We start from the raw sequence: 18628 nt of genomic DNA, 5'->3' as shown, positions 1-18628 counted from the left end.
GTTCATCCTGAGCCAGGATCAAACTCTCAAATAAAAGTTGTCCATCGCTCAGCTATCATTATCTGAATATCTGGCTTGGTTGTTTGTTGTTTAATTCTTCAAAAATAATTTTTATAATTAACCTACTGTTTAATTTTCAAAGTTCATTTATTTGTTTGCCCTTTTCTTAAGGACAAGTAATACTATATCACCTTAATTTAATATGGTCAATACTTTTTTTAAATTTAATTTTATTTTTTTATTTTTTCTTCAATAATAAATATATAAATTAAAAAAGACTAAGATAAAAATTGCATCTTAGTCTCTTTAATTTTCCAATGTAAAACCTACTTTTTAAATATTTCATATTCTTTATATAAAGGATACTTATTTGTCAATTCTATTACTTTATCCCTTGCTTCTTTTTCTTTATTATAAGTTAAACATAAATCTATAGACTCTGCTATATCTTCCATATCTTCTTCTTTCATTCCTCTGGTAGTTACTGCAGGTGTCCCTAATCTTATACCACTAGTTATAAATGCTCCATTTGGATCAAATGGTATTGTGTTTTTATTAGCTGTTATATAAGCTTCATCTAATCTTTTCTCAGCTTCTTTACCAGTTATATTCTTATTTGTTAAATCCAATAATATTAAATGATTATCTGTTCCACCCGTAATCAATTTAAAATCTCTTTTTATTAGTTCTTCTGCTAACTTTTTAGCATTTTTTACAACTTGATTTTGATACTCTTTAAATTCAGGCTCTAAAGCTTCTTTAAATGCAACTGCCTTAGAAGCTATTATGTGTTCTAATGGTCCTCCTTGAGTTCCTGGGAATATAGCTTTATCTATAACTTTGGCATATTCTTTTTTACAAAGTATTACACCGCCTCTAGGTCCTCTTAAAGTTTTATGAGTTGTACTTGTAACAAAATCTGCTACTTCACATGGGTTTTGGTGAAGTCCTGCAGCCACAAGCCCAGCTATATGAGCCATATCTACCATAAGCATAGCTCCAACTTCATCTGCTATTTCTCTAAATTTTCTAAAGTCTATTTCTCTTGGATAAGCACTAGCACCTGCAACTATTAATCTAGGTTTTATTTCATGAGCTTTTTTTCTTATATCATCATAATCTATTCTTCCATCTTCTTTATTTATACCATACTCTGTAAATTTAAAATACTGGCCTGATATATTAGCTGGTGAACCATGAGTTAAGTGCCCTCCTTGAGATAAATTTAATCCCATTACTCTATCTCCTGGCTTTAATATAGCAAAATAAACTCCAATATTTGCATTTGCTCCAGAATGAGGTTGAACATTTGCATGTTCTGCATTGAATATTTTTTTTAATCTTTCTATAGCTAATGTTTCTACTTCATCTATATGTTCACATCCACCATAATATCTTTTCCCTGAATAACCTTCTGCATATTTATTTGTAAGATGACTTCCCATAGTTTCCATAACAGCCATAGATACGATATTTTCTGATGCTATTAACTCTATATTTCTTTTTTGTCTTTCTAATTCTCTTTCCATACTTTCATAGATCTCTTTATCAACTTTTTTTAAATTTTTAAACATTGAATCATCCTTTCTTTATAAATAAATACATAATCATAAGGCTATTTTTTATAAACTGCTAATATATATATACTATTTTTAAGCTTTAATATTCCTATTTAAAACAGTTTGTAAAATTAGATTTATTTGGCAAATTTAGTAAATTCAAACTTAATTTTAATGTAGCTATATACTAAATAAATAAATGTATTTATGGTTAAATATTTGATATAATCTTTATTATTATATTTATTTTGGAGGTGTAATTTTGGATAGAGAATTTAATTATGATCAAGATAGAAAAAAAGCTATCTTTAGACTTGCACTTTTCACAGGTGAACTCATGCTAAGAAATGGAGCGGAAACTTATAGAGTTGAAGATACCATACTTAGAATTTGTAACTCTAGAGGATATCAGCATGTAAATGTATTTACTTCTCCTACAGTAATAATTATTTCAGATGAAAGATTCGATGGAATTACTTTTATGAAAACTATAAAAAATAGAGGTATTAATTTAAACAAAATTGATCTTTTAAATGCATTTTCTAGAAAATTTGTTTCTAATAAAGACTTATCTATAGAGGATGCCATAGTTTTGCTTAAAGATATTGAAAAAGTAAAATCTTATAACCAATGGGTAGTTTATATTGGCACAGGACTTGGTTCTGCTTGCTTCTCAGTTTTGCTAGGATGTACATTAGTTGATTTCATTTTTACATTTATAACATCTATTTTTGCAGTTATAATATTTGATAAAATGTTTGGTATAAGCTCTATACCTTCATTTGCAACATTAACTTCAGCTATATTCATAGCTGTAATTGGTACATCTTTATCAAGCATTGGACTTTTAAGTCAACCTAATACTCTTATTGTAGGGTCAATAATGCCTCTACTTCCTGGAGTTTCTTTGATAAAAGGATTAAGGGACCTTATCTCTGGCGATTTAATATCAGGAGTAGCAAGAGCATTTGATGCCACTTTAACCGCTGTTGCTATTGCTGTTGGTGTAGGATTTGTTCTTGATGTATGGCTTAAATTAGGAGGTGTATTATAATGAGTTCTATGCCATTATATTTACATTTTATATTTAGTGTTATTTGTACTATAGGTTTTTCTATATTCTTAAGTGCTCCTAAAAAAGCATTACCTTATGCTGGGTTAATAGGTGCCATAGGTTGGGTTTTATATGTTTATTTGTTTAAACTAACAGATAACCCTATTTTATCAAATTTTGTACCTGCTACAATTGTAGGAATTTTAAGTGAGGTATCTGCAAGATATTTAAAACAACCTGCTATAGTTTTTATCATACCAGGTATAATACCTCTAGTTCCTGGATTGGGTATGTATAATACTATGTTGTATCTTGTTCAGGAAAATTATGAGTTAGCTACATCTACAGGTGTAACTGCTTTGTTGGTTGGTGGAGCTATATCACTTGGAGTATTAATTGTAACTTCATTTGTTAAAACTATAAATACAATAAAACTTAAAAAGTCTATATCTAGCTTTAATAACGTAGCTACAAAGAAAGATTCTAATTATGAAAACAATATAATGACTGAGGATAACGATTTAGACCAAGATGACGATATATAAAAAGAAGAAGCTATGTAGCTTCTTCTTTTTATATATCTATATTATTTATTACTTTAGTTATTATAGGTATGTAATTTCTACTTTGCCTAAATTTAAAATCTCTACTCTTTATAGCTAAATAAGATAGTATAGTTAATAATACACCCATACATCCACTTATTATTTCTATATTAAACGATATATCAAAAAAACTTAATATCTTATACGATAAAATAGTACCTCCTAAAAGTGCTATTAGAGGTATAATATAAATTATAGATGCTGCTTTAATTACATTTACAGAATCCATATTTACCTCCACATAATCTCCAACCTTAGCACCTAATGTATTGTCTACTTCAACAATTATATCTTTTTTATCTGTAGATGATGCACACTTACCACAAGATGCACATGCTGAATGTTTTTGCATTTTTATCTTTGCAGTTATACTATCTACTATTTCTATCACATACCCACGTTGATTCATATTTATCCCCCTATTTAGTAAATTTATTTATAGTTTGCATTAATTCAGATATTAGTTCATCTGATTTTTCAGTATTTCCTTCTTTTATAGAGTTAGTAACACAACCTTTAATATGATTTTCTAAAATAATATTACCTACTTTATTTATAGCAGATCTTATAGCAGATATCTGAACTAAAATATCTACACAATATCTTTCATCTTCAACCATTTTTTGAATTCCTTTTACTTGGCCTTCAATCCTATTTAACCTTTTAATAATTAACTCTTTATCATTGGTACTAGCTAATTTTTTATCCATATATCAACCTCTTCTCTGTTCTTATATTATATTATATACCATTTTAATAAAAAAAAATAAATACTGCTAAATTAATTTAGCAGTATTTATTAAATATTACTCTTTATCTTTTATGTCTACTTTTATATTTAACTCTTCCAATTGAGCTTCATCTGCAATTGCAGGTGCATTTGTCATAGGACATACTGCACTTTGGTTTTTAGGGAATGCTATAACATCTTTAATATTAGTAGTTCCAGCAAGTATCATTATAAGTCTATCTAATCCAAATGCCATACCTGCATGAGGAGGAGTTCCATATTTAAATGCATCTAATAAGAATCCAAACTTTTCTTGTGCTTCTTCTTCAGTGAATCCTAATGCTTTAAACATTTTTTGTTGTACGTCAGAATTAAATATTCTAACACTTCCTCCACCTACTTCATATCCGTTTATAACCATATCATAAGCCTTAGCTCTTAAAGAAGCTTTATCATCTCCTTCAATTCCTTCTAAGTCTTCATCAAGTGGTGATGTGAATGGGTGATGTTTAGCTATCATTCTTCCAGTTTCTTCATCTTCCTCAAATAATGGGAATTCAGTTACCCATAACATTTCATAAACATTGTTATCTAAGATATTTAATCTTCTAGCAACTTCTAATCTTACTTGTCCTAATGCATCAAATACTACAGAATCTTTGTCTGCAACAAATAATAATAAATCTCCTTCTTTAGCATCCATTCTGTCTAATATAGCCGTCATTTCTTCTGGTGTAAAGAACTTAGCTATAGGAGATGTAACTTCTCTGTTTTCTCCTACTTTCATCCAAGCAAGACCTTTAGCTTTATAAGTTTTAGCATGGTCCTCTAATTTACCTATTTGCTTTTTAGAGAAATCTTCAGCTTTCCCTTTAACATTAATACCTCTTACACTTCCATCTTTAGCAGCATTAGCAAAAACTCCAAATCCGCAAGTTTTTACTATATCAGATATATTAGTCAATTCATATCCAAATCTAGTGTCTGGTTTATCTGAACCATATCTTTCCATAGCCTCAGCATAAGTCATAGTTTTAAGTGGTAACTTAACATCAACATTTAAAATTTCTTTAAATATTCTTTGTACCATTTTCTCCATTATAGCCATAACATCTTCTTGTTCAACAAAAGACATTTCACAGTCTATTTGAGTAAATTCTGGTTGTCTATCTGCTCTTAAGTCTTCATCTCTGAAACACTTAACTATTTGGAAGTATCTATCCATACCACTTACCATTAGTAATTGCTTAAATAACTGTGGTGATTGTGGTAATGCATAGAATTTTCCTTCATTAACTCTACTTGGAACTAAATAATCTCTAGCTCCTTCTGGAGTTGGCTTTATTAAAAATGGAGTTTCTATTTCAAAGAAATTATTTTCTGTTAAGTAATTTCTAACTATATTTGCAACCTTACTTCTTAATATTAAATTCTTTTGCATAGATGGTTTTCTTAAATCTAGGTATCTATATTTAAGTCTTAACTCTTCTGATACATTATCATCATCTTTTATATATATAGGTGGTGTTTCTGATTTATTTAATAATCTTAACTCAGTAGCAAATACTTCTATATCTCCAGTTGGTAAATTAGGATTTTTAGATGATCTTTCAGCAACTTTACCTTTTATAGCTATAACATATTCTGATCCTAATTTTTCAGCTTTAGCAAAAGCATCTGCATTTACATCTGTATCAAATATTATTTGACATATTCCACTTCTATCTCTTAGGTCAACGAATACTAATCCTCCTAAGTTTCTTTTCTTTTGTACCCATCCCATAAGTACAACTTCTTCATCTATATTAGATTCTCTTAAGTCTCCACAGTAGTGAGTTCTCTTTAGTCCATTTAGAGTCTCCATAACTTGCCCTCCATATATTGAAATTATAATCTATTTTTTAATTCTGTAACTATCTCACTTAGTTTTATAGTTGTTTGTTCTGATGTAGCCATATTTTTAAGCTTAACTTCATCATTAGACAACTCATCATCACCTATGACTATAGTATATTTAGCATTTAATTTATCTGCATATTTAAACTGAGCTTTTAAACTTCTGTCTAAGTGGTCTTTATCTGCACTTATGTGATTTTCTCTTAAATCTTTTAATATCTTAAAGCTCTTAGCTTGAGCATTCTCTCCTATAGTTGCAATAAATATATCTGTAGCTTTAGGATTTTCTATTTCTATATTATTATTCTCAAGTGTCAATAATAATCTCTCAACACCAAGGGCAAAACCTATACCACTTACTCCTTTAGGTCCTCCAAGTTGCTCTACTAATCCATCGTATCTTCCACCACCACAAACTGTACTTTGTGCTCCTATATCTGTTGATATTATTTCAAATGCAGTTTTTTTGTAGTAATCAAGACCTCTAACTATAGTTTTATCAATCTTAAAGTTTATTCCCATTTCAGTTAGATACTCTTGAACTTTTTCAAAGTGTTCCTTACAATCATCACATAAGTGGTCTATCATATATGGTATATCAACTAAATTTTCTTTACAAACTGGATTTTTACAGTCTATAACTCTCATTGGATTTTTTTCTTTTCTTTCATTACAAGTTTCGCATAATACATCACTTTTAGAATCAAGATATGATTTTAATATATCATTGTATTTTGCTCTACATGTAGGACATCCAACTGAGTTTATACAAGTTTCTAAATCATTTAATCCTAACTCATTGAAAAACTGAACTGCTAATGCTATAACTTCTGCATCTATAGACGGTTTATCACTACCTAATGTTTCTATTCCAAATTGATGGAATTGTCTTTGTCTTCCTGCTTGTGGTCTTTCATATCTAAAACAAGGAGTTTGATAGAATAACTTTGTTGGTTGAGTATCTGCATACATCTTATTTTCTATGAATGCTCTAACTGCACCAGCAGTTCCTTCTGGTTTTAGTGTTATACTTCTTTTTCCTTTATCCTCAAAGGTATACATTTCCTTTTGAACAACGTCTGTTGTTTCTCCAACACCTCTTTGGAATAATTCCGTATGTTCAAATATAGGAGTTCTTATTTCTTCATAGCCAAATAGCGCACAAATTTCTCTAAATTTATTTTCAACATAATTCCATTTATATGCATCTTTTGGAGTTATATCTTTTGTCCCTCTTGGAGCCTTAGTTAACATTTTTATATACCTCCTTTACCTTTCTTTCTATCATTTCATCAACTCTGTCTATGTATTGTTCAACATTCTTAACATTATCAGTTCTTTCTATTCTATCTTCATCTACATAGACGTACTTACTTATTGCACCTGCACCTACAGCTAAATTGCTTTGCTTTTCTTCCATTATTTGAATATTGTATATACATTCAAAGCCTTCTTTAGCATATCCTATATTCTCAAGGTTTCCAAGCATATGTTTTTGTCTATACATATAATATGGATTTAACCCCATATCTTTTGCATATTTCATAGATAAATCAATCATTTTTATCATTTCTTCATATCTTGTAAGCTCATATTTATCAAGATTTTCTTTTAATGTAGATGCTCTCTTTATAGCTAAAGTATGTACAGTTAAACTTTCAGGTGACAGTTCTTTTATTTTTTCTAAAGTATTTCTAACCATTTCTAAATCTTCATCAACTAATCCTAATATAATATCCATATTTATATTGTCAAACCCTAAGTCTCTAGCCATTTTAAAACAATTTATTATATCATCAACCTTATGATCTCTTCCTATTTTAGCTAATGTTTCATTATTCATAGTTTGAGGATTTATGCTTATTCTAGTAACATTATGTTTTTTCATAACTTCTAGCTTTTCTTTAGTTATAGTATCTGGTCTACCAGCTTCAACTGTAAATTCTTTTATATTACTTAAATCTAATTCTTCAAATAAAGCTTTAATCAATACATCTAGTTGATTAGCTTCTAAGGCAGTAGGCGTTCCACCACCTATATAAAGAGTTTCGATATCTTTATTAGTATCTTTTAAAAGCTTGGCTAATCCTTTTATCTCTTTTATAAGTGCTTTTACATATTTATCTCTTAAGTGACCAAACTGCTTCATAGGATTAGCTGGGAATGAACAATACACACATCTTGTAGGGCAAAAAGGTATACTTACATATAGAGATATTTTATTTTTATCAATCGGATATATAAATACCCTTTCTCTTTTTGCTATATCCAAAGCTAAATCTATTTTTTCATCTTTTATTAAATAATTATTTTTAAGATTTTCTCTTATATCTTCTTCACTTAAGCCTTGGTCTAATAAGTTATGTACTATTTTAACAGGTCTTATTCCCGTTAAAATACCCCAAGGTACATAAGTTTTAAATAATTCATCTAAAACATTAAATATACTTCTTTTTATTATTGTTTTTGTACCTTTTTTTATATCTTCTTTATTTATTAAATTTGTATCAAAACTTTCTGATTTGCAAATTTTTAGTTCCTTATTTTCATAGTATTTAGTTATACTTTCTATTTGTTTATCTTTTATAATAACTTCATTTATTAAAATTTTTTCAAATTCATCATTACTATTTATAAATTTAAATTGAGTAGTAAATAATTTTAATAATTCTGCAACTTCATACTTGTAGTCATGTCCTTGTAACTTAACACCTAACATTTAAACTACTCCTTTTTCTTTAGTCTTAACAAACACCCATTATACCATATATGGGTTGGTAGCTTTTTCTATTCCCATAGTAGTATTTGGTCCATGTCCTGGGTATACAATTATATCATCTTCATAATTTTTTAATCTACTTAATGATTTTTGCATTTGTTTATTATCTCCACTATATAAATCAGTTCTACCCATACTTCCTGCAAATAAAGTATCTCCTGTGAACATGTGATTTCCTACCTTTATGCACATACCACCTTTAGTATGCCCTGGTGTATGTATAAATTTAAGCTTTAAATCTCCTAAATTTACACTGTCGCCTTCATTAACATATTTATCAGCTTCAAATTCAGTAGGCCCACAGTGCATTCTATAACTTAAATTTTTCTTTTTATCTAATAATATTTCTTTTTCATCACTATGTGCTATTATACATGCATTTGTAGCTTTTTTTAATTCAGGCACACAACCAATATGATCTCCATGTCCATGAGTAAGAATTATATATTTAACTTCTATAAAATTTTCCTTTATATATTTCATTAAATCTTTTATATCTCCACCTGGATCTATAACAGCACCTTCTCTTGTATTTTTATCTGCTATTAGATAAGTATTTTCTCCAAATAAGTGATCTGTAAATTTTTCTATTATCATAACTTTATCCCCCTTAAAAATTTTTTTCTGAATCTATAAGCATAGTAACTGGTCCATCATTTACTAGCTCTACCATCATATGTGCTCCAAATTCGCCAGTTTCAACTCTTATACCTTCTTTAATAGCTTTTTTTATAAATTCTTCATACAACTTAGTAGCTAAATCTGGTTTTGCAGCATTTGTAAAATTAGGTCTTCTACCTTTTTTACAATCACCATATAATGTAAATTGGGAAACTACTAAAAGTTCTCCCTTCACATCTTTAAGTGATAAATTCATTTTGTCATTTTCATCTTCAAATATTCTTAAATTTACTATCTTTTCTAATAAATAATCTACATCTGAACTTGTATCTTCATGAGTTACACCTAATAATACAAGCAATCCTTTGTTTATCTTTCCAATTGTATTTTTATTTACTGTAACCTTTGAAGAAGATACTCTTTGAACTACAGCTCTCATTAATTCCTCCTTAATTTATAACTCTATAAATTTCCTCTACTCCTGGAATTGATTTAATCTTTTTCATTAAAAGACTTAATGCATCTATACTTTCAACCTCTACAAGTAAATTTACATTAATAACACTATCTTTCCCTTTTCTAGCATTTATACCATTTAATGCTATCTTCTCAATTGCTACAATATGAGTTATATCATTTATAATACCTCTTCTATCCTCAGCTTGTATTTGTATCTCAGCTTCAAACTTAGTATTATTTGATGTTTCCCAAGAAACTTCTACTAATCTATTTTTGAAATATTCATCATCTAAATTAGAGTTTGGGCAATCTTTTCTATGAACTGCAACTCCTCTACCCTTTGTTATATATCCAATAATATCATCCCCAGGTATTGGATTACAGCATTTAGCAAATCTAACTAATATATTGTCTAATCCCTTTACTATAATTCCTTGTGGTGATGATTTCTTTCTTTTTTTAGTATATTCTTGCTCTCCTATACTATGCTTATTTATATCATCTATTTGTTTAGTATCTGGTATTTTCTTTACAACTTCTTTTTCATAAAGTTCTTTTATTTTTGGAACTATTTGAGATGGCATTATTCCTCCATATCCTATAGTAGCAATCAAATCTTCTACTGTAGGCTGATTGAATTTTTTAGCCATCTGAATCATATATTTTTCAATTGTAGCATCTTTTGTAGGTATTGCATATTTTTTAAATTCTTTTTCTAAAATTACAGTTCCTCTTTCTATATTTTCTTCTCTTCGTTCTTTCTTAAACCACTGTCTTATTTTAGATTTAGCATTAGGGGTTTGTACTAAATTAATCCAGTCCCTACTTGGTCCATTAGAGTTTGTAGAAGTCAATATTTCAACTATATTACCATTTTGTAATTTATAATCTAGAGGAACTATTCTTCCATTGATTTTAGCTCCTACACATTTATTTCCTACATTAGTATGTACTCTATATGCAAAGTCTATAGGAGTTGATCCCGCTGGTAACTCTATTACATCTCCTTTGGGAGTAAATACATAAACTTGGCTATTAAATACATCATCTTTTAATGCATCCATAAACTCTTGAGGATCTTTTAGGTCTTTTTCCCATTCCATCATTTGTCTTAGCCACTGTAATTTTTCTTCTAATTTACTCTCTTTTACATTTGTTTTTCCTTCTTTATACTTCCAGTGTGCTGCAATTCCGTACTCAGCTATATTATGCATTTCTTTTGTTCTTATTTGTATCTCTACAGGCTCACCGTCCGGTCCTAAAACTATTGTATGAAGTGATTGATACATATTTGGCTTTGGCATAGCAATATAATCTTTAAATCTTCCAGGTATTGGTTTCCATAAAGTATGTACCATCCCTAATACCGCATAACAATCTTTTACAGAATCAACTATAATTCTAACTGCCATTAAGTCATATATTTCTTCAAAGTCTTTATGTTTATTTTTCATTTTTCTATATATACTATAGAAATGTTTAGGCCTTCCATATATATCACATTTTATATTAACTTCTTTAAATTTATCATTAAGAATATGTACTATTCTTTCTATATAAGCTTCTCTTTGACTTCTTTTTTTAGCAACTTTATCTACTAAGTCATAATATCCTTCACTATCTATATATCTAAGTGCGATATCTTCTAATTCCCATTTAACTTTATATATACCTAGTCTACTGGCAATTCCACCGTAAATTTCTAATGTTTCTTTTGCTTTAGATTTTGCTTTTTCAGGAGGCATAAACTTTAAGGTTCTCATATTATGTAACCTATCTGCTAATTTTATCAGTATAACTCTAATATCTTTTGACATAGCTAAAAACATCTTTCTTAGATTTTCAGCTTGTGTTTCTTCCTTTGATTTATACTTTATTTGCCCAAGTTTTGTAACTCCATCAACAAGGTCTGCTACTTCTTCCCCAAACTCATTTTTTATATCCTCATATGTGTATTGAGTATCTTCAACTACATCATGTAATAACCCTGCTGCTATAGTTTGCATATCTAATTCCATATCACAAAGTATATTAGCAACTGCTATTGGATGTATAAAATATGGTTCCCCAGATTTTCTTAATTGACCATCATGTGCCTTTTTACCATAGTAATAGGCTTTTTTTACTAGGTCTATATCTCCATTAGGAGCATATCTTTTTATCTTATCTATTAATTCTTGTAATTGCTTATCTTGCATAGTACCACCTATTTTATAGTATAAATTTTGATATATATGAAAATAGTTGGCTTTTTACCAACTATTGAACGTTATTAATATTTTACAAGTGAGTTCACATGATAATTAGATAGTTTATCGCTACCTTTTAACTCTTCTAATTCTATTAAAAATTGCATAGAAACAACCTCTCCACCTAACTTTTCTATAAGTTTAGCAGCAGCTTGCATAGTTCCTCCTGTAGCTAATAAATCATCTACTATCGCAACTCTTTGACCTGGCTTTATTGCATCTTTATGGATTTCTAATGTATCAGTTCCGTACTCTAATCCATACTCAAAGCTTTCTACTTCTCCTGGTAATTTACCTGGCTTTCTAACTGGTACAAATCCTATGCCCATTCCGTAAGCAACTGGAGTTCCCATTAAGAATCCTCTTGCTTCTGGTCCAACTATTACATCAACATTTTTATCTTTTAGATCTGCTATTATCTCATCTATGGCAAACTTAAATGCTTCTCCGTTGCTTAATAAAGTTGTTATGTCTTTAAATCCTATACCTGGTTTTGGGAAATCTTTAATCTCTCTTATTGAATCTTTTAAGTTCATTTAAATCCTCCTAATAGCTCTGTTTATATTTATCTTTAAGTTGATTCAGTCTTTGTAAAATTAAACTTGAACTTAAATCAATCTTAGAATTTGGCTTTGGCATAATTTCCATATTTAAAGTATTGCTTTTATTATCTATATTAAAATTCATTAATTCTAATTCTTTAAATACATTTAACATAGCAAATAATTTTATAGGTGCTATATTTAAATTCGATTTAATTTCTAATATATTAATTTTAACTTCTCTATATTTAGATACAAGTTTATATAAAGCTATAAATTCTTCTCTATTTGGAATTATACTATCTACTATATTATTTATATATATTAAGTCATTTTCATCATAATACTTTATAATCTCACATTGATTATTTGTATATTCACATAAAAATGAATATTCTTCTATATCATATAAATAATCATAAAGAATAATATTATTATATCTTTTTAAATCTATTTTATCAATATAGGGAAAGAATATAAGTTGAACTTTGTCGTTTATCTTCTCTATAATATTATAATTTATATCAAATTCATATTCTGTAAGTGATAAATCTGATACAGCTTTAAAAAATCCATTTATCGAATTTACAATGATTAAACTCTTATCATTTATATAATCAAATATATTTATATCTTTACTTCCACATATATTTATATTTTTATTTTTAATTTCTATGTCTTTAGATTCTATGCATGGCTTTAAGCTTTCAAATAATTTTATACTATTTATATTTTTACTTGTATTCTTTGGATATGAAAGTCTTATATCTTTTAACAAGAACTGTATTTTCCTATTTCCCATATAATTATTTTCATCTAGTTGAAATAGTACGTCCACTTTATCTCCAACTTCATAATTTTCAGCCATATAGGCCATGTTAAATCCAACACATTCATATACTTTATCTTTTTCTAAGTTTAATTTCAGATGATTTTTCTCTTTACCCATTCTAAATATAGATCTTATTTCTAAATCTCTAATTATGAATCTAGGGCTTGGATTACTCATTCCAAATGGTTCTAAGCTATGTAATTCTTCAATCAAATTAAAATCTATAGAACCTTCATTTAATTCAAATTCTACAGATATATTTTCTATCATATCTTCATCTGTAAGGTTGTAATCTGCTATTTCATTAACTCGTTTTCTTAACTCATCTATATTATTTTTATCCATAGATAATCCAGCTGCTTGCTCATGACCTCCAAACTTTTCAAGTAAATCAGAGCACTTTACAAGGGTATCAAATATGCTAAATCCTTTTATTGATCTAGCAGAACCTGTAGCTTCTTCATCTTCTATAGTTAAAAGTATAGTAGGTTTATAATATTTTTCCGTTAATTTTGATGCTACTATTCCTATAACCCCATGTTGCCATCCTTTATTTGCTATTACTAATACCTTATCATCTTTATATCTTTCGTCACTATTAATTATATCTTCAGCTTCTTGATACATTTTTGCTTCTATCATTTGTCTTTCATTGTTCTTATCCTCTAATAAACTTGCTATTTCAATAGCTTCTTCTTTAGATTTCGTTGTAAATAATTCAACTCCTAAATATGAATAACCTAATCTTCCCGATGCATTTATTCTAGGACCTATAGAAAATCCGACATGAGATGAACCTATTTTATCTGTATCTATTCCACATACCTTTATAAGTTCTTTTAGCCCTAAATTTATTCCATTTTTCATAAGCTTTAATCCATTTTTAACAATTATCCTGTTTTCATCTACAAGTGGAACTATATCACATATAGTTGCTAATGTTACAATCTCTAAGTAATTATGCATAGAAGTTTTAAATTCTTCTGCTGGAGTTAATGCTTGTATAAGTTTAAATGCTACTCCACATCCACATAACATATCAAACGGGTAATTACAATTTTCTTGTTTAGGATTTATAACTGCATAAGCGTTAGGTATTTCATCTTGCACTTCGTGGTGATCTGTTATTATAACATCTATACCTAATTGATTTGCTAATTCCACTTCTTTTACAGATGTTATACCACAGTCTACACTTATTAACAAATCACATCCTTGATTTTTTAAAACTTCTATGGCATCTTCATTTATACCATAACCTTCTTCTAATCTATTAGGTATATAATACTTTACTGGAAATCCTATAGAATCAAAATATAAACATAGTACAGAAGTCGAAGATACCCCATCTACATCATAATCTCCATATATCCATATATTTTGATTATTTTTTATAGCATACTCTATTCTATCTACAGCTTTTTCCATATCCTTCATTAAAAATGGGTCTCTTAAGTAATCTAGCGACGGATTTATGAAAATTTCAGCATCTTCTTCGCTGTTAATACCTCTATTTTTTAATATCTGACCTATTTCCGGGGAAATTTTCATTTTTTTATTTAAATCGTAATCCTTTATACTTCCTTTATACTTAAGTGTCCATTTTTTGTTAAACATAGACAATCACCCCCTATTTTTTTATATATTCAGATCTTATTATTTTTATAATTAACAATATCCCAACTAAAAAAGAAACTATAAACCCTGAAAAAGCTAGTGTTTTAACCCAAAAACTATTATTGATATTAGGTGATGCTATTATTAAAGATGATCCTACTAATAATGCTGCTAAAACTAAACTCAAGGATAATTGAGTTGCTAAATCAGTTATTATCTTTTCTAATTTAGAAAATTTCACATCTTCTATATGAAGTTTAATATTATTTTTTTCTAAATTTCTAAGTATACTTTTTAATTGTCTAGGTATTATCCTTACATCCGCAATAGCTTCTTGTGTACTTTGCTTTGATTGTTTTAATATATTTTCTGGATTTAATCTATTTAAATAGTAATATTTCATAAATGATTTCCCAGCTATAGTTATAGAAAATTTAGGATTAAGTTCTCTAGCTGTTCCTTCAAGAGTTATTAATGCTTTTACTAATAAAACTAACTGAGGTGGTAGTGCTACCTTATAAGTTCTACAAAATCTAAATACTTCATTTAATATATCCCCTAAATTTAACTTATCTATAGGAACATCATAATAATAATGCATTAAATAAAGTAAATCTTGTCTCAATCCACTTAAATTAGTGTCATAAGATATAACATCTAGTTCCATAAGTAAATATATAATTCTATCTATGTTTTTATCCACTGCGGCAAACGCTATAGAATTTAATACATTTAATGTCTTTTTATCTATTATACCTATCATTCCAAAGTCTATATATGCTATACAATTTTCATTTATAACAAATATATTCCCTGGATGTGGGTCTGCATGAAAAAAACCATATTCAAATATTTGTTTAAATAAAGAATTCATTCCTATTTCACTAATTTTTTTAGTATTCCAACCTAACTCTTTCATTTTATCAATATCGCTAAGTTTAACTCCAACTATTTTTTCTAATACTAACACTTTTTTAGTTGTATACTCCATAAATACATTTGGAATATATACTTCTGTTGTATCAGAGAATATATTTTGAAATTTAAGTCCATTTATAGCTTCAAAATTATAATCTAACTCTCTTAAAAGTTGTGTTTCAAAATCTTCAACTATACCTTCTATATCTACATTTAAATCTTTATTAAAATCTTTAATAGCACTTGCAATTGCTTTTAATATCTCTATATCTGACTTTATTATACTTTCTACTTTTGGCCTTTGAACTTTTACTATTACACTTTCTCCACTTTTTAACTTTGCTTCATAAACTTGACCTAAGGATGCTGCTGCTATAGGCGTAGAATTAAATTCTAGGAAAATATCACTTATAGGCATCTTAAGTTCTTCTTCTAGTATACTTATAGCTACATTAGTGTCAAATACATCTACATTATCTCTTAATTTCACCAACTCATTTATAACACTTTGATCTAATAAATCTTTTCTAGTACTTAGTATTTGCCCTAATTTTACATATGTTGGTCCTAATTCTTCAAAGGCTTTTCTTAACCTTTCTCCTGTGGACATATTTTTTATTTCTATCGGTGGATTTGTTATTGGAATCTTGTAAGCTACACCTTCTATATTAAGTTTTTCTACTATAATACTAAATCCATATTTTAAAAGTATTCGAACTATTTCTTTATATCTTTTTAAATGTCTATAACTTACTTTCATTTTTCACACCCTAGTCTTAGTTTAAATAATATTATTTATAAGAGAAGAAAGGACAATATATTTTATATTGCCCCTTTTCTTAACCTATTTATGATTATTTGCAGTTTCTACATATTTTAACGCAGAGTTCACAAGATTTTGTTTTTCTTCTTCTGTAAGTTCTCTTATAACTTGTGCAGGACATCCTTTTACAAGAACTCCTGATGGTATTTTTTTATTTGGAGGAACTAAACTTCCTGCAGCAACTAATGTATATTCTCCAATTTCAGCTCCACCTAATATTATAGATCCCATTCCTATTAAAGTATTATCTCCTATTTTGCATCCATGTATAATGGCTTTATGTCCTACAGTTACATTATTTCCTATTAAAGTTTCACAGTTATATTCTATATGTACAACTGTACCATCTTGTATATTAGTATTTTCACCTATAGTTATAGAATTCTCATCTGCTCTTATAACTGTATTATACCAAATATTTGAATTCTTTCCTATTTTGACATCACCAATAATATCTGCTGATTCTGCTATAAAAACACTTGAGTCAAATGTGGGTTTTTTACCTTTATACCCCTTTATCACTATATCTACTTCCCTTCTATCATTAATCTTGCTTGTATCATTATAGAACATTCAGTACGTTTCTTTTGCATTTCACAACCTAACTCATATGGTTTCATTACATCTCCATTAAAGTTTACTGCATTTGCATGACATCCACCTGAACAGTAGAATTTGTTCCAACAATTTTGACAATCTTCTTTACTGTATACATGAGCATTTTTAAATGTATCTGTTAACTCTCTTGGAATTACTATTTCTTCATCATTTATATTTGCAAGCTTATATTCATCTTTACCAACAAATTGATGACATGGATAAATATCTCCATTTGGAGTTATGGCTAAATACTCATTTCCAGCTCCACAACCTGTTATTCTCTTTATTACACAAGGTCCTTGATTTAAATCTATCATAAAGTGGAAGAACTTAAAGTTTTCTCCATTTAATAATCTATCTGAATACTTAACAGCTAATTTTTCATATTCATTAAATACTTTTTCCATATCTTCTTGTCTTAATGCAAATGGATTACTTTCATCATCTACAACAGGCTCTACTGATGTAAGTTCAAACCCTTCATCTGCAAAATGAAGTACATCCTCTGAAAAGTCTAAGTTTTCTCTAGTGAAAGTTCCTCTTATATAGTAGTATTTATCTTTAGGTCTACTTTCTACAAGCTTTTTAAACTTAGGCATTATTATGTCATAACTTCCCTTATCATTTAATGTAGGTCTCATTCTATCATTAACTTCTTTTCTTCCATCTAAACTTAAAACTACATTGTGCATATTTTCATTTATATATTTTATTTTATCATCATCAAGTAATACACCATTTGTAGTTATTGTAAATCTTATGTTTTTATTATTTTCTTTTTCTACACTTCTACCGTACTCAACAAGTTGTTTTACAACTTCAAAGTTCATTAATGGCTCTCCACCAAAGAAATCTATTTCTAAATTCCTTCTATTTCCTGAATTAGCTATTAAATAATCTATAGCTTTTTTTCCAACTTCAAAGCTCATTAATTCTTTAGCTCCACCAAAATCTCCTTGTGCTGCAAAACAATATTTACACTTTAAGTTACAATCATGTGCAACATGTAAACATAAAGCTTTTACAACTTTTTTTCTATCAATAAAGTTTGGATGATGTTTATATGTATCTACTGTATATAATAATCCTTCATCTTCTAAAGTTTTTATTTCGTTATATGCTTCTTTTATTTGTTCTTCTGTGTAATTTTCACTTAATTCTTTTATTATTTCATCTAAAGATTTTTCTTTGTAGTGGTCTAATAAGTTATATGCTACTTCATCTACAACATGAACAGCTCCACCATTTACGTCTAAAACTATATTATATCCGTTCATTGAAAACTTATGTATCATACTCATAATGTGCCCTCCTAGTTTGTTTATATCTATATATTATCATATA

The 18628-nt window shown here is 28.2% G+C and carries 16 protein-coding genes; 2 read left to right on the top strand and 14 right to left on the bottom strand.

The window, feature by feature from the left end:
• Nucleotides 1–326: 326 nt before the first annotated feature.
• Complete coding sequence (locus ABFX13_RS06635; RefSeq protein ID WP_346044133.1) at nucleotides 327–1574, bottom strand: serine hydroxymethyltransferase; 1248 nt, start codon at nucleotides 1572–1574, stop codon at nucleotides 327–329.
• Between the two features lie 247 nt (nucleotides 1575–1821).
• On the opposite strand from ABFX13_RS06635, the gene ABFX13_RS06630 reads away from it, so the two are divergent.
• Both ABFX13_RS06630 and ABFX13_RS06625 read left to right on the top strand, forming a co-directional pair.
• Nucleotides 1822–2613 (top strand): threonine/serine exporter family protein, encoded by a 792-nt coding sequence (locus tag ABFX13_RS06630; RefSeq protein ID WP_346044131.1) that lies wholly within the window; start codon nucleotides 1822–1824, stop codon nucleotides 2611–2613.
• Entirely contained in the window at nucleotides 2613–3158 is a 546-nt protein-coding gene (locus ABFX13_RS06625; RefSeq protein WP_346044129.1) for a threonine/serine exporter family protein, read from the top strand. Before ABFX13_RS06630 ends, ABFX13_RS06625 begins: the two co-directional genes overlap by 1 nt.
• Before the next feature lie 28 nt (nucleotides 3159–3186).
• On the opposite strand, the gene ABFX13_RS06620 is transcribed toward ABFX13_RS06625, so the two are convergent.
• The 13 genes from ABFX13_RS06620 to scfB all read right to left on the bottom strand — a co-directional run bounded on the left by ABFX13_RS06620 (nucleotide 3187) and on the right by scfB (nucleotide 18585).
• A complete protein-coding gene (locus tag ABFX13_RS06620; protein WP_346044127.1) occupies nucleotides 3187–3627 on the bottom strand; it encodes a SoxR reducing system RseC family protein in 441 nt (146 codons plus the stop codon).
• A gap of 10 nt (nucleotides 3628–3637) precedes the next feature.
• Nucleotides 3638–3928, bottom strand: coding sequence for a metal-sensitive transcriptional regulator (locus tag ABFX13_RS06615; protein WP_346044125.1), 291 nt, complete (start codon nucleotides 3926–3928; stop codon nucleotides 3638–3640).
• Nucleotides 3929–4024: 96 nt separating this feature from the next.
• Nucleotides 4025–5812 carry an aspartate--tRNA ligase gene (aspS, locus tag ABFX13_RS06610; RefSeq protein ID WP_346044123.1) on the bottom strand — a complete coding sequence of 596 codons (1788 nt, stop codon included), beginning with the start codon at nucleotides 5810–5812 and terminating at the stop codon, nucleotides 4025–4027.
• Between the two features lie 23 nt (nucleotides 5813–5835).
• Nucleotides 5836–7098, bottom strand: a complete 1263-nt coding sequence (hisS, locus tag ABFX13_RS06605) for a histidine--tRNA ligase (RefSeq protein WP_346044120.1) — start codon at nucleotides 7096–7098, stop codon at nucleotides 5836–5838.
• Complete coding sequence (gene hemZ, locus ABFX13_RS06600; protein ID WP_346044118.1) at nucleotides 7088–8563, bottom strand: coproporphyrinogen dehydrogenase HemZ; 1476 nt, start codon at nucleotides 8561–8563, stop codon at nucleotides 7088–7090. Before hemZ ends, hisS begins: the two co-directional genes overlap by 11 nt.
• Before the next feature lie 39 nt (nucleotides 8564–8602).
• A complete protein-coding gene (locus ABFX13_RS06595) occupies nucleotides 8603–9220 on the bottom strand; it encodes an MBL fold metallo-hydrolase (protein ID WP_346044116.1) in 618 nt (205 codons plus the stop codon).
• Between the two features lie 13 nt (nucleotides 9221–9233).
• Entirely contained in the window at nucleotides 9234–9683 is a 450-nt protein-coding gene (gene dtd / locus ABFX13_RS06590; RefSeq protein WP_346044114.1) for a D-aminoacyl-tRNA deacylase, read from the bottom strand.
• A gap of 10 nt (nucleotides 9684–9693) precedes the next feature.
• Entirely contained in the window at nucleotides 9694–11901 is a 2208-nt protein-coding gene (locus ABFX13_RS06585; protein WP_346044111.1) for a RelA/SpoT family protein, read from the bottom strand.
• 74 nt (nucleotides 11902–11975) lie between these two features.
• Nucleotides 11976–12488 carry an adenine phosphoribosyltransferase gene (locus ABFX13_RS06580; protein WP_346044109.1) on the bottom strand — a complete coding sequence of 171 codons (513 nt, stop codon included), beginning with the start codon at nucleotides 12486–12488 and terminating at the stop codon, nucleotides 11976–11978.
• A gap of 10 nt (nucleotides 12489–12498) precedes the next feature.
• Nucleotides 12499–14943, bottom strand: coding sequence for a single-stranded-DNA-specific exonuclease RecJ (gene recJ / locus ABFX13_RS06575; protein ID WP_346044107.1), 2445 nt, complete (start codon nucleotides 14941–14943; stop codon nucleotides 12499–12501).
• A gap of 13 nt (nucleotides 14944–14956) precedes the next feature.
• Nucleotides 14957–16621, bottom strand: a complete 1665-nt coding sequence (locus ABFX13_RS06570) for an ABC1 kinase family protein (RefSeq protein ID WP_346044105.1) — start codon at nucleotides 16619–16621, stop codon at nucleotides 14957–14959.
• An 84-nt stretch (nucleotides 16622–16705) separates the two neighbouring features.
• Nucleotides 16706–17206, bottom strand: a complete 501-nt coding sequence (locus ABFX13_RS06565; RefSeq protein WP_346044102.1) for a gamma carbonic anhydrase family protein — start codon at nucleotides 17204–17206, stop codon at nucleotides 16706–16708.
• Between the two features lie 5 nt (nucleotides 17207–17211).
• On the bottom strand, nucleotides 17212–18585 hold the full coding sequence (gene scfB, locus ABFX13_RS06560; protein ID WP_346044100.1) for a thioether cross-link-forming SCIFF peptide maturase: 1374 nt from the start codon (nucleotides 18583–18585) through the stop codon (nucleotides 17212–17214).
• Nucleotides 18586–18628 lie beyond the last annotated feature (43 nt).

Source organism: Paraclostridium tenue, from assembly GCF_039521565.1.
GTDB classification, from domain to species: Bacteria; Bacillota; Clostridia; order Peptostreptococcales; family Peptostreptococcaceae; genus Paraclostridium; species Paraclostridium tenue.
Note: the sequence above shows the minus strand (reverse complement) of the source record. Positions and strands in the feature narration are given on the sequence as shown.

What these genes read in the sequence shown, in the direction of transcription:
- ABFX13_RS06635 (WP_346044133.1), bottom strand. Translation starts at nt 1,574, where the DNA reads ATGTTTAAAAATTTAAAAAAAGTTGATAAAGAGATCTATGAAAGTATG.
- ABFX13_RS06625 (WP_346044129.1), top strand. Translation starts at nt 2,613, where the DNA reads ATGAGTTCTATGCCATTATATTTACATTTTATATTTAGTGTTATTTGT.
- ABFX13_RS06620 (WP_346044127.1), bottom strand. Translation starts at nt 3,627, where the DNA reads ATGAATCAACGTGGGTATGTGATAGAAATAGTAGATAGTATAACTGCA.
- ABFX13_RS06615 (WP_346044125.1), bottom strand. Translation starts at nt 3,928, where the DNA reads ATGGATAAAAAATTAGCTAGTACCAATGATAAAGAGTTAATTATTAAA.
- aspS (WP_346044123.1), bottom strand. Translation starts at nt 5,812, where the DNA reads ATGGAGACTCTAAATGGACTAAAGAGAACTCACTACTGTGGAGACTTA.
- hisS (WP_346044120.1), bottom strand. Translation starts at nt 7,098, where the DNA reads ATGTTAACTAAGGCTCCAAGAGGGACAAAAGATATAACTCCAAAAGAT.
- hemZ (WP_346044118.1), bottom strand. Translation starts at nt 8,563, where the DNA reads ATGTTAGGTGTTAAGTTACAAGGACATGACTACAAGTATGAAGTTGCA.
- ABFX13_RS06595 (WP_346044116.1), bottom strand. Translation starts at nt 9,220, where the DNA reads ATGATAATAGAAAAATTTACAGATCACTTATTTGGAGAAAATACTTAT.
- dtd (WP_346044114.1), bottom strand. Translation starts at nt 9,683, where the DNA reads ATGAGAGCTGTAGTTCAAAGAGTATCTTCTTCAAAGGTTACAGTAAAT.
- ABFX13_RS06585 (WP_346044111.1), bottom strand. Translation starts at nt 11,901, where the DNA reads ATGCAAGATAAGCAATTACAAGAATTAATAGATAAGATAAAAAGATAT.
- ABFX13_RS06580 (WP_346044109.1), bottom strand. Translation starts at nt 12,488, where the DNA reads ATGAACTTAAAAGATTCAATAAGAGAGATTAAAGATTTCCCAAAACCA.
- recJ (WP_346044107.1), bottom strand. Translation starts at nt 14,943, where the DNA reads ATGTTTAACAAAAAATGGACACTTAAGTATAAAGGAAGTATAAAGGAT.
- ABFX13_RS06570 (WP_346044105.1), bottom strand. Translation starts at nt 16,621, where the DNA reads ATGAAAGTAAGTTATAGACATTTAAAAAGATATAAAGAAATAGTTCGA.
- scfB (WP_346044100.1), bottom strand. Translation starts at nt 18,585, where the DNA reads ATGAGTATGATACATAAGTTTTCAATGAACGGATATAATATAGTTTTA.